This window comes from Nitrospira sp., from assembly GCA_016788885.1.
Taxonomy (GTDB): domain Bacteria; phylum Nitrospirota; class Nitrospiria; order Nitrospirales; family Nitrospiraceae; genus Nitrospira_A.
The window spans coordinates 82,829-95,248 of sequence record JAEURX010000013.1 but is presented as its reverse complement, the minus strand read 5'-3'; the positions used below and the strand labels follow the sequence as shown (position 1 = coordinate 95,248).

The 12,420-nt window shown below is 57.4% G+C and carries 10 protein-coding genes and 1 pseudogene; all 11 read right to left on the bottom strand.

Annotated elements, in window-relative coordinates; translation table 11 throughout:
• Positions 1–35 precede the first annotated feature (35 nt).
• Positions 36–821 carry a response regulator gene (locus JNL86_03370; GenBank protein ID MBL8041939.1) on the bottom strand — a complete coding sequence of 262 codons (786 nt, stop codon included), beginning with the start codon at positions 819–821 and terminating at the stop codon, positions 36–38.
• A 153-nt stretch (positions 822–974) separates the two neighbouring features.
• Positions 975–1,889, bottom strand: coding sequence for a signal recognition particle-docking protein FtsY (gene ftsY, locus JNL86_03365; GenBank protein ID MBL8041938.1), 915 nt, complete (start codon positions 1,887–1,889; stop codon positions 975–977).
• 58 nt (positions 1,890–1,947) lie between these two features.
• Positions 1,948–2,400, bottom strand: coding sequence for an rRNA maturation RNase YbeY (gene ybeY, locus JNL86_03360; GenBank protein MBL8041937.1), 453 nt, complete (start codon positions 2,398–2,400; stop codon positions 1,948–1,950).
• A gap of 149 nt (positions 2,401–2,549) precedes the next feature.
• Positions 2,550–3,479, bottom strand: a pseudogene (locus JNL86_03355) (PhoH family protein).
• 120 nt (positions 3,480–3,599) lie between these two features.
• Positions 3,600–4,601, bottom strand: coding sequence for a hypothetical protein (locus JNL86_03350; GenBank protein ID MBL8041936.1), 1,002 nt, complete (start codon positions 4,599–4,601; stop codon positions 3,600–3,602).
• Entirely contained in the window at positions 4,586–8,968 is a 4,383-nt protein-coding gene (locus JNL86_03345) for a hypothetical protein (GenBank protein MBL8041935.1), read from the bottom strand. The genes JNL86_03350 and JNL86_03345 overlap by 16 nt, the downstream gene beginning before the upstream one ends.
• Before the next feature lie 76 nt (positions 8,969–9,044).
• Positions 9,045–9,365, bottom strand: coding sequence for a hypothetical protein (locus JNL86_03340; protein MBL8041934.1), 321 nt, complete (start codon positions 9,363–9,365; stop codon positions 9,045–9,047).
• A 13-nt stretch (positions 9,366–9,378) separates the two neighbouring features.
• Entirely contained in the window at positions 9,379–9,960 is a 582-nt protein-coding gene (locus JNL86_03335) for a hypothetical protein (GenBank protein MBL8041933.1), read from the bottom strand.
• A gap of 65 nt (positions 9,961–10,025) precedes the next feature.
• Complete coding sequence (locus tag JNL86_03330; GenBank protein ID MBL8041932.1) at positions 10,026–11,126, bottom strand: prepilin-type N-terminal cleavage/methylation domain-containing protein; 1,101 nt, start codon at positions 11,124–11,126, stop codon at positions 10,026–10,028.
• A gap of 21 nt (positions 11,127–11,147) precedes the next feature.
• Complete coding sequence (gene pilV / locus JNL86_03325) at positions 11,148–11,663, bottom strand: type IV pilus modification protein PilV (protein ID MBL8041931.1); 516 nt, start codon at positions 11,661–11,663, stop codon at positions 11,148–11,150.
• 16 nt (positions 11,664–11,679) lie between these two features.
• Complete coding sequence (locus JNL86_03320; GenBank protein MBL8041930.1) at positions 11,680–12,084, bottom strand: hypothetical protein; 405 nt, start codon at positions 12,082–12,084, stop codon at positions 11,680–11,682.
• Positions 12,085–12,420: the final 336 nt, after the last annotated feature.

Here is a 12,420-nt window from a genome sequence, read left to right as displayed (position 1 = left end):
ACTCTTCACCGGCACCACAAGGTGGAGCGTGAAGATTAACACTCCCGACAGACCATCACAAGCTGGACAGCCATCAAGGCCCGTTCCAAATCGATGGGCTTATCCAACGCCTCCTGCGGGCCCAACGCCCAGGCGTCCGCCAGCAACGGGTCGTTCTGATGTCCGCTCAAAATGATCGTCCGCCCGGCATAGTCTCGCGTGGCCAGCGCTCGCAGGAGCTCTACGCCATTCATTTCCGGCATGACGAGATCAAGGATCACCAGATCAGGAGCTGATGCTTCGACCAACTGCAAGGCTTCACGGCCGTCCTTGGCCGCACGCACACGATAGCCACGTAGACTGAGAAAGCGAACGAGCAGCTCACGCGCCATCACATCGTCATCCACCACCAGAATCTGCTCCGCAGAGGCGTCATCCGGCTCCTCGCTTGCCCGGGACTCCGCAGCTGACGCGTCCCGTCGAACCTGCTGGGCCACCCGATGCACGGCACCGATAAGCACATCCAAGGACAAGCCCTTTCGAAAGAAATCCGTGACGCGTAACTTTCGAGCCTGGTTCTCCAACTCCTCGGTCGCGCCGCCGCCCAACATAATCACTCCAGCCCGGGGGTCGAGGGTTCGTATCTCCTTGAGCACAGCCAGCCCATCCATATCCGGCATACGCAGGTCCAGCAAGGTCACAAGCGGACGGAGTTGCCGGAACAGAGCCACCCCTTCGCGTCCGCCGGTCGCCGTACTGACCTGATACCCGTGACGCGCCAGCGCCATCTGCAACAAGTCGCAATGCAACCGATCATCATCAATGACCAATAGCGTGCTCATAGGCGGCTCCCGATTCTATGCCACGCCGGGTCCTAGGGACTTCTCCCCAAGCAAACCCGGTCGACTCAGCCTAGCATGGCCCTCGCGGGATGAGAAGAAATTGAACGAAAGCGTTTGAGATGGCGGGAGCCGCCGTCGCCTCGGCAGGGATGGTTAGAACAAGGCGTCGACAAACGCCTTGGCGTCAAAGTCCTGCAAATCTTCCACCGATTCCCCGACGCCAATCAGACGAACCGGTATCTTGAAGGTATCAGCGATCGCAACCACGATCCCTCCTCGAGCCGTTCCATCCAGCTTGGTCAGGGCAATACCCGTCACGCCGACTGCATCGTGAAACTGTCGCGCTTGGGCGATGGCATTCTGACCAACAGTGGCATCCAGCACGAGCAGGACTTCATGGGGAGCGCCTGGGCACTCTTGCGCGACCACACGCTTGACCTTCCGCAACTCATCCATCAAGTTCGTTTTGGTGTGCAGCCGCCCAGCGGTATCGATGAGCACGACGTCGACCCCTCGCGCCTTCGCAGCCGTAATCCCATCGTAGGCCACGGCCGCCGGATCAGCGCCGGGACGATGACGAATCACGTCCACCTTGGTGCGGTCCGCCCACACCTGGAGCTGATCGATCGCTGCCGCACGAAACGTGTCCGCGGCAACCAGGAGAGGGGTCTTACCCTGTTGGCGAAACCGCTGGGTCAGCTTGGCCACGGTGGTGGTCTTCCCCACCCCGTTGACCCCCACAGCCAGAATCACAAACGGGCGCGGCCCCTGTGCGATGAGTCGGTCGATCGACGCCGCTTGTGTGGGAAGCAGAATGTCGAGGACGGATTGCCGCAGCAGCTCCCGCACCTTCTCGGCAGCGGAAAAATTTCCCCCGCGCATCTGTGCGCGCAGGCGTTCCATGACACGTTCCACAACCGGCATGCCTAGATCCGCGCTGATGAGCGCGACTTCCAACTCGTCCAGAAGAGCCGGGTCAGCCGCGCGCCCGAGAAGTCGATCCAGGTGCCCGGTCACCGCATCGCGTGTTTTTGAAAGTCCCTCGCTGAGTTTCTGAATCCAACCCACTGCTCACCTCATGGTCTCTCTGCCCGGACACTGCACGCCCAGACTGTCAGGCCGTGCATCATACCCGATCTGAATCTCCGGACACCAATAACCTCGGGATTCGTCCAATCGCGCGGAGCACGGCCTGCTCGCGCCGACGCATTCTTCTCGCCTCCCGCTCGCTCCGCTCATGATCGTAGCCGCACAGATGGAGAATCCCGTGAATCAGCAACACCACCAATTCATAGTCGCCCCCTCGTTCATGGTGACGAGACTGCCGGAGCGCCTGCGGCAAGGAAATCACCACATCTCCGAGCAGTGCTGACGGCGGTCCCGGGCCTTCTCGCGTCGCGAATGCGAGGACATCGGTCGTCTTGTCCCGATGACGAAACGTTCGATTGAGCCGACGCATCCGAACGTCGCCCACAATTTCAAGGCTGAGCACGGCCTCGGATTCATCGATGGACTGAAGAATACGACTGGCGAGCTTGGTCAGCACCTCAAGGCGGAGACGCTGCCTCCGAAGGCGCATGCCGACAACGACGGGCATTAGTGGGATTGGCCCCAGGAACCGGCTGGCGACGGATTCGAGCCAGACGCCTTGGCGTCTTGGCGTGACGGCCCTTTGGAAGGTTCACTCTTTCGCGAGGGGGAAAGATTCGTCGGACTGACGGAATGGCGGTCGTAGGCCTTGATGATTTCTTGAACGAGACGATGCCGAACGACATCTCTCTCATCGAAATAGACAAACTCGATCCCGGTAATGCCCTGAAGAATCTCCCGCACTTCAATCAGACCTGACACGCGATCCGACGGTAAGTCGATCTGCGTGATATCCCCCGTCACAACGGCTTTGGAGTGAAAGCCTAGGCGGGTCAGGAACATCTTCATTTGCTCAGCGGTGGCGTTCTGCGCTTCGTCCAGGATCACGAAGGAGTCGTTCAGCGTACGTCCTCGCATAAACGCCAGAGGAGCGATTTCAATATCTCCTCGATCAATGAGACGATTGGCCCGTTCCATGTCCATCATATCGAACAGTGCATCGTACAGCGGACGCAGATACGGATTCACCTTGGCATACATGTCTCCGGGCAAATACCCCAATTTTTCTCCGGCCTCGACCGCGGGGCGGGCAAGGATGATGCGGCTGACATCCTTTTTCATCAGCGCACTCACGGCCATGGCCATGGCGAGGTATGTCTTACCCGTACCGGCAGGACCGATACCGATCACAATGTCGTGTTTTTCGATGGCTTCGAGATAGTGCTTCTGTGTCGGGGTCTTGGGAACGATGAAGCGCTTTCTGGTGACGATCGGAGAGGCACTGAAGAGCAGTTCTTTGAGCGAGGCGTCCTGGTTGTGGCGCAGGGCGGTCAGGGCGTGACTGATATCATCGGACCTGAGTTCGTAGCCTTCATTCGTAAGCGCGGCAAGTTCGTTCAGAACCCGTTCGGCCTGCTTCACGGTCTCAGGCATCCCTTCGACCGTGACTTCTTCGCCTCGAGCCGAACATCGCACGCCGTACTCCTCCTCAATCAGCTTGAGGTGGCGGTCGTGGTGTCCAAAGAGGACCGCAGTGTTTGTGCCTTCCCGTAGTTTGATCTTGCGCACGCCGGTGTCGAGAACTCCTTTCGCCGAGGCGATAGTACAATTCTAACAAACGGCGAAAGCCTGGACAAGATCGGAGGAAAGATCTGCGTGGGGGGGATCGGTCGAGGCGCCAGGAATTGGCTAGCCTTGAGGCGATGGCTGCGCCGATGACTGGGCTGTCGAGGGAATAGACAATTCAAATTCCTGCCAGGCTATCCCGCCCTGTCCGTCCTCCGCCGTGACCTTGACTCGATGAGTTCCAGGCACACCCGGCATGACCTTCCAGATCACCTGCCCGCTGGACTTGTCGATGGTCATTCCCGGTGGCCCTGTTTCCAGACCATAGGTGACCGTGTCTCCATCGACGTCCGTGGCCTGGACCACATATTCGTACTGCTCCCGATTCGTCAACGCCGACGGATTCGAAACAATCAACGGGGGTGAATTGCCCAATGCACTTGGAGTTGACCGAACAGGCGCGGCGGCCGTCTCTTGATCCCGCGCCGTCACTTCGACCACCACCACATCTTTCCTGCCGAATCCAGTCGTGTCGAGGACGCCTTCTTCGCCTTCTTTGACCTGCTTGTCGTTTTGCCACCAGCGGTAGCTGTAATGAATCTCATCTCGATCAGGATCGATGGCATCAACCTTTGCAACAACCCGACTACCCTTGCCGGACGCATCTGCCTCTACTGTGACATGTGACACGATTGGGGGCGTATTCACGACAAGAACCGGAGCCGTGCGATAGGGAACACTCTCCGACTCGCCGTCCGCGGCCACCACTTCGAGCGCGACCTGATCTCCTCGCTTCGCATGGACCGGGTCCAATTCAGGGCCGGTTGCACCCAACACAGGAGTGCCATTGACGATCCACTGAAATCGTTTCGTGGGCTCCGTCCCGTCGGGGTCATCCGCCATCACATGTGCCGTGATGGAACCGGCGAGTATGAGAGGGGTGGGGACAATCGTCACGAGCCTCACGACAGGGGCATGGTTATTCTTGGTTGCCCCACTCACAACCGATCCATCCTGGGGTGAGGAAGAACAACCCCAGCATGCAACCGCCACCAAGGCCAGCAACGGCAGGCGAGAGGGTGGGAGGATAGTTCGCAAGACGGCGGTCTTCACTGGTTTGTCCATGAGAAAAATCTACTCCGCGGATCGATCGCAACTTTAGGACCACCAGAGCCGCAGGCATTGGTGCAGTCATCCAACTCGCCAGTGCTTTTTTGGATCTTTAACCCGAACGGACTGCCACCGTCCCCGCCGGACCCCATGTGAACCACCACACCGAATGCTAATCCCTCTCCGAGGGAGGCAAATTTATTCACGATCTGATTCGTGCCCGATGCCGTCGTACCGATAATCGGCTCTTGATAGGCGCTTCCGGTCTTGTAAAACAACGCCCAGAGCCGGCTGGTTCCTGAGGAGACGCAGATGTCGTTGGTCGGAATAAACGTGGGGAAAAATACCACTCCTCCGAAGACCGTCGGGCTGCTCACCGCCCGCTCGCCGATGCCATACGGAGCAGGCTTGGTCGGCGGGTTAGCAGGCTCGACCAGCCTGGTGACCCACCCGTCCTTGCTCTGGACGAGGCCGATCAGTCCCGTAAAGGTGGTTGCGCCGGTCACACCGGACACCTGATTGGTACCGCTTGCCAGGCCGCAGTCGCCGACACCCACTACACAGACGGTGGCATTGGATACATCTACAAGATCATTGTCCATACAGTTGGTGATACCGCTTGATTGGTTGCATCCGGCATTGAGCACGGAATCTTTCATACCGACAAAATACTGGATGGATGTGTCCGTCTTATCGGACTTGCTGTAGTAGCGTCCGCTCCCGACAAACACCCACACATTCGCGGCGTCATCGGTCGTCACGGAGGGAGCGCTCGCCACCGGCCCCATCTCCGCTCCGGAGGCAAACGTGTCTAACATTTCCGTCGGCACCCGGGCACTCCCGGACGCGATCCCCCACTGCGCAGGATTCGTCACGGTGCCGAACTTCGACGTGGCTCCCCCAGCACCCATCGTCAAGCGATAGATCTTTCCTCTCCATGGGGGAACGCCATCGTTAATCACTCGCCCGAAGTAGACGACGTCATGACGATAATCGAGGTCTCGATCAAAGGCCGTCATATCTCCGATATACGAGTCCCATGAGCCTATGGAATACGTAGTCACCAGGCTATTGCTGCTTCCGGGTCCTGTCGAAAGGTCGATGGCAAACACTTTGGCGCCTTGCGCCACGCTCGCGTCATAGCCGGTCGGACCCGATCCGACGACCATGTACCACTTTGCATTGGTATTGCTGGCTTTGGCATCAGCCCCGGGATTCACGCGGACCACCGCCGGGACACTGGTCGACAATCCCAAATCGGCACTGCTGAACGACCACAACAGTTTGGGGCTGTCGGGGTTCGTGATATCCATCGCGAAATACGCGCTGTAAAAATTGTAGTTGGTTCCACTGATATTGACGGTCATCGGCGGCGCACCGCTACCTGCAGTACAAGCACCGCAGCTTCCTCCCATTCTGAACCCGCCGATGAGGATGGTACCCCAACCGTTGGGATGATCAGTATCGGCGGTAAAGATCCGCACGTCGGCTACCTTGAGCGGCAAATCGACGTAATAGGTATGTTGATAATCCGCTCGACTCAGAAACTCTAACTGCGGCAGGAGTTCATAGGGCACGAATCCCCACAACTCCTCTCCTAATGGCGCACCCGTGGAGTTGTCTGCAGGAGCCGTGGTGAACCAGCCGTGCTCAGTAGTGCTGGCAGGGGCAGAGGCGCTCGTGTCGTCACCGGGATGGTAATACCCGGCGTTGAACGCATGCAGCATGCCGTCGTTGCCCCCGACATAGGCGACCTGCCTGCGGTTGTACCATTTCTGCAAGAACGCCGCGTAACTCTGGTCTCCATAAATCGCATCGTGCCGGTCTTTGGGTCCGGCCACCACGGTCGGCGTCGAGTGAATCACATCGCCGAGCTTCCACACCTTGAGCGTACTGCTTCCGGGCGGGACCTGGAGACGGCGATCTCTGGTCGCCGCCTGCTCGATACACGTCGTGGCATCGCATCCACGCACAAAGTTGATGATTTTGGTACCTTCCGTGCTCGATGTAGCACGTAAATACGGACGAAGTGTCGGCTCGTTCGCCGTTGAAAACGCCATCTGTTCACCGGAGTCAACCACTCCATCATGGTCGGAGTCGACCCACGTCAGAATGTTACGAGTCGACGCATCTCTCAAGGCCAGCTGTTTGCCGGCTTCCCAAATGGGCAGGATATCGCTCAGCACGTTTCCGCAGGGGCTACAGTCCGCCAACGTCACAGTACCGTCGCTATTCTGATCGTTCGGTAAGCCGTCGCCGTCCGTATCGACATATTTATCGACCTTGACCGAGTTGGAAAGTGAATCAAAGCGTGTCTTAATGATTTTGTCGACCTTATAGTCGAGGCGGCCATCTTGATTCGTATCCTCACGAGTGTTGCCGAAGGTGTCGATGAACAGTGCCTGCGTATACCCTGTCCATTTCACATCACTCAGCGTCGAAGGCTCGATAGTGCTGGGATAGAAGTACGATTGGTACAAGGCCCCTTCTCCGGTCGAGGCGGTCGCGAGCACGGACACGGAAGATCCGGAGGCGCTCCGCCGGAGAATACTCGCGATGGTGGCCAGCAATTTGTCCTGGAGGTCATCGACATTGGAGGATTCAAAATAGGCGTCAGGAATGCCGTCGGGAGTGGAGGCCCCGGTCAAATTGTTCTCTTTGTCCCACTCCGAGGTCTGCGGGATCCCATCGCCGTTCGCATCCTCAAATCCGCCCAGCCGAGCGGTTTGCGCGAGAATTCCTCGGCCATTCATGTTGCCAAAGGCAAAAAACGAATACACGGTCAGGTTCTGCGTCCCGGCGATGCAATGTCCGGTCACCAATAACCCAGCAATCGTACCATCACTCGCTCCACTACAAGGACGCAGATCGCTGGTGTGCGCCCAATAGGCTACATCGTCCAAGTAGTGACTACCGCTATCAGCGTAGTCAGTCTTGTGCTCTGCCAGTAGATCGCTGAACGGTGTCGCCGCATTGGTATTGCAGGTGCCATTGATTGGTCTGGGCGGTGCCGCCCCATCAGCGCCGTTACAGTGCTGGCCGTGATGGGCGTGGGCATAATCCTGAAGCGCCGAAGGGATACTTTGATCTTGCGTCGGTTCGCCATCCGTAAAAAGGATGACGAATGTGCGACAACAATTCACGACCTGAGACGTCGAGGCCCAAGGCGGCGTATGGTTTTGTCCGAAGAAATAGGGGTCGCGCCCGCAGGCATTGCTGATATACCCGGAAGGACAGGTTTCAGTGCCAACCAATGCCGAAATTTCACTCGTCCCGATAGAACCGGCGCCGCTCGTGGCGAAATTCACACCATTTGAAATGCCCCCGGAAAATGCGATCGGATAGACATACCCAGCCGCAAAGGTAGATTGGATCTGAGCGGTATACCGCGCCGTTTCATAGAGGGCCTCGCTCAATGGCGTCCACGTCGACGGGTAAGACTCCTGCACCGCATCCACCATCGCTGCCATATTTGTATTGAACGTTTCGACTCCCGTACCAGACCAATCGATCGACTGCCGCGATCCGGCGCTCACCAGCATACGTGCCCCTTCGCTGCTGGACTTAAACTCCATCAGACCGAAACGGGCTTTGCTGCCGATCTGTTGAATCACGCCAGTTGGCTCGACCGAGTACCCGATCTTCAGTTCGTATTTACGAACACTATAAGAATCGCCACAGTTGCTGTTGAAGTTTGTATCGTCCTCAACGCAGAAATATGCATCCGAGACATGAATCGATATGGGGTCCTTATTACTGCCTCGATCGGCCAACGGAATACGTCCCACATAGGTATTGGCTCCGGTCCCGCCTCCATAATTGACATCTGCTCGTTCATTGTTCAGCCCCGAAGCTTGCGCCCGAACGGTCTTGAGGGCCGGGGTCCCGCTGGTCGGACAGGTCCCATCCGCAGCCCTGGTGCTGAAACAATCTCCGCCGATCATCGCCCGTTTCACCGCATCAAACCGGCGCAGTGTCGCCCAATTCAAAAAATTGCCATCCCATTCCGTCGTCGAACAAGCCGTGTACACGTATGCTTTTGCGGTGGCACTTTCAAATCTCTTGTCAGTCGTGTTGTAGGTATAGCAACTGAGGGAATCAAAGTAGCCTGAATAACGGGTGGTATTGGTCCATGTCGTGGAGGTGGAGGTGCTTCCATCCGCTAATGTGCCACAGGAGGTGGATTCGCAGGCACGATTACTCATACTGCCGGAATTATCCATCAGGATGATGATATTCGGCGTCGTTGTGCTTGAGACAAAGGGTGGCACCGCGGTGTAATCCGCATTCGAGACGACGGCTGCCGCATCGCCGGAGCTAAACAGACCGGCACTGAGACCACCAGCAAGAATGATCAGCGAGGCAAACGTTCGGCGATTCATGCGTGCTTCCTCCTCATCTCAAACAGGACAACAGCACCATGGTGTGGCTACGAGTTGAGACAAGACCTTTCATGCGCTATTGCGGCAGGGTGACCATCATCTTGTCGATGTGGCCTTCTTTCAGATGAAATTTGACGAGCGAGGTCGGGATGATTCGCTCCAGTTCCAAGGGCTGGCCCTTATGGGTCACGACCACCACTGTGGCCTTCAACACATAGGTCCGCCCGTCGATCCGAATCGTTGAGCCCTGCACCTCATTAATCACACCGGACTGAAACCCGACCGTCGAAAACAGCATCGCCTCCTGGCTCTGCTCAGTGTCGGCATAGACCGAATCCGATCCAACTGGCACCAGCATCACCAGCCCGACTATTCCAAGGAGAATCGTGCGAATCATGACCTCTCTCCCCTCAGTTGACTTTTTTCACACAGGTGTCGCCGACTAAACACCCATAGACTGACATCACCGTACTACTCGATCCGGTCGCCGCGTTAGTCGCGGTGCAAGTAATGCGATAGACGTTTTCCGTTGAAATCTGCCCACTGCCTTGTGCGGCTTTGGGATGGCTATAGAGGCGATCAATGTCGCCGTTGACCGTAAATCCTGGAATGTTGGTCATGACAAAATTAGGTTCCGATGCCGCAGAGTCCGCATAGTTTTCAGCCAATGTTCCCGGTGGCGCGGGTGACGGAAGCGGCCCGAAGCCATTTATCTCATCCCAGAGAATGGTGGCATTGGCGGAAGGTACAGGTCCCGTCGGCGCAACGAATGCTGTTGGAAGGATTCCTGGCCCGGAGAGCGTTTGCTGAATAATGTTCACCCCGAGGCCTTCACAGGAATCGGCTGCCGCCACGACGGCTTCGGTCGTGCGAAAAAACCCGGCCATCCGGTTTTCCATGCTCGTGACGGTGATCGAGGCAATACCGAGGATAGACAGAATCAGTAACATCAGCATGACTGTCAGCAATGCGATGCCTTGCTGTCCTGTCATGCGTATCTCGTCTTTCACGTCTCGTGTCATGGATGCTTGCGGCACGTTCATTGCGACTCTTCTCATTACAGGTTCCTTGGCTGGATCGTACGGATCACCACCCGCCTGCGTTGGTGCTGATAGACCTGCGCGTCATAGCCTGCGTCTGCTGAGGGATCGTGATCCCCGACAATGACCGGCCCCGTCGTGTTGACGGCTTTCGTCCCCTTCTCATCAAGACCGTCGTCCGCCTTCGTCGGCCTGACGACGAGGCTCACCTGCGCCATTCTGATCTTGTCCGGTGTCCTGGGCGAAATCGCCCAAGATCCGTTGGAGACAAAGTCCCCTTGCGAAAATGTCGGAATGCCGCCAGATGAGGAGCCATCTTGATCGTCGATGATTCCGTCCGCACCCTGGGGATTCGGCGCCACCTGGTTGCATCCGTCGCAGGCATACGTGACTTGCAGGTCTTCCACGCCATCGACGAGCGGTACATTGTCTCGAACCAGACAGGGGGCATCGCTCCCGCAGGTCGCCGGCGTGTTGGCAATAATTTGGTAACGGACGCATTGCAGCAAATATACGGGTGTGCCGATGGGAAACTGTCCGGTCACGTTATTCCCGGCGCCGAAACCGATGGTCGTTGCAGTGATGCTTTTGACGGTCTTTGTTAGAGCGCCCCCGATCGAAATGGTCGAATTGACGGCCAGGCCCCGAGCGCTCATTTCGGTGATCGCGGCCGCTGAAAGAGTGATCGAATTGTCCAAAGAGGACGCATTGGCCGTACCACCGGCTATCGCCGTGAGGGTCCACCCGGCATTGAGCACCGGGAGCACCATCGACACACCATCAGGGCCAGTATCTGCGGCATTGGGCGATTGGTCCTGTGGAAGCAGGCCGACCGGCCAAGTCACGGCGCCGATGGTCGCATTACAAGCCCCCACCGCGGTGGTGGCTGGATCGGTGGCGTTGTAATTGAAACCCGCCAGCTTAATGTCGCGACTCAACAGATCGATTGCTAGCCGCACATTCTGCTGGGTGTCGGCTACCTGACTATTCACGACATTGGCACGATTCGATGTCACGACCGTCGTCATCATCGCCGCAACGATGATCACCGTGATCAACACCGCCGCCATCAACTCCACGAGCGTGAAGCCCTGCTGGTTTTCTCGTAGTCGGCGCATAGTCTTGCCCCCAGACTCTCTTTATTCAGGCGCAACGATCGTGGTGAACAAAGCCGTCTTGTTGCGAACGGTACTCACATCATTCCGTCTGGTTTGCCAGTTCATCGTGATCGTGACCAAAAATCGATTCATCGTGACAGGGTTCGCAACAGGATCCGGATCAAGCCGCGTTACGGCCACTGTGCCAACGGCCGTCAACAGGCCCGAGTTCGCTACCAACGTGGACCATTGCACACAGTCGCCCCAGGCCATACGTTGTGTACTGACGCTCTGTGTACAGGCTGCATTCGTCGCCGTCCCGTTGTAATCGAGCACACGCTGCCGGTTGCTCTGAATGCGCTCTGCCATATCCGCCGCGAGGTTTGTCACGCGGGACATGTCGTTCGCATCGACATTTTTCCCCAACGACATCCCCGACAATCCCGCCAAACCCAACAGCCCGACGGAGAGCACTCCTGCCGCAACCATGGCTTCCAACAAAGTAAATCCTCGTTGGAGACACGCTGCGGAAGCGAATTGTTGTTTGTCTGTTTCCATGCGCGTTAGTCAGCCTCTAGGGACAGGTCGCGTGCGCACACCAATTCACTTTGCCTGCCGGTGTGATAACTAGGGAGTACACTGTTCCCTGCTGTGAGACTAAGGTGAGGGGCACGTTCGCCGCTGACCCGCTCAGCCCTTGCCTCGTGAATTGCACCGTCGGACCGCCGGTAAATCCAACAATCGCCTGAGGCAGGAGGATGGGCGCGAGCGCGCCCCCGAAATCCACATTCACTCTTCCGGATACGAGCGTGAGCGTCACCGTCACCGCAAGATTGCGGTTCATCGCTGCCATACGGGCAAGATTCAGACTGCCCGCCAATTCTGTCGTGCCTTGCTTCAGCTGATAGCGCGCATTCCATTGGAGATAGTTCGGCACGGCAACCATGGCCAGGATGCCTACGATCGCGACCGCGATCATCACTTCGATCAGGGTAAAGCCCGCCTGCGAGCAGGCAACGACAGTTCTTGACTGGTAGCGGCGGCTACACATAGCGACAGGCAGATGAGCAAGTGCTATGCCGATTGCGACACACCCTCCACATCACATAACTCTTTGATTTATCTGTCCCGCTCTCGGAGCCAGGCGTACAATTCCGAGCGCTCCGAGGTCCAGTAGATGACAATTTTTGTCGAGACGTTTGCGATCTTGTTCGTGGAGACTGGCCAGAAATCGAAGTGACACGGGTGCTCACGAGCCCATCTGGAGAAAACGTGCAGGTTGAGCAGCGGGGGCTTCCCCGACAACCTGTAGCCC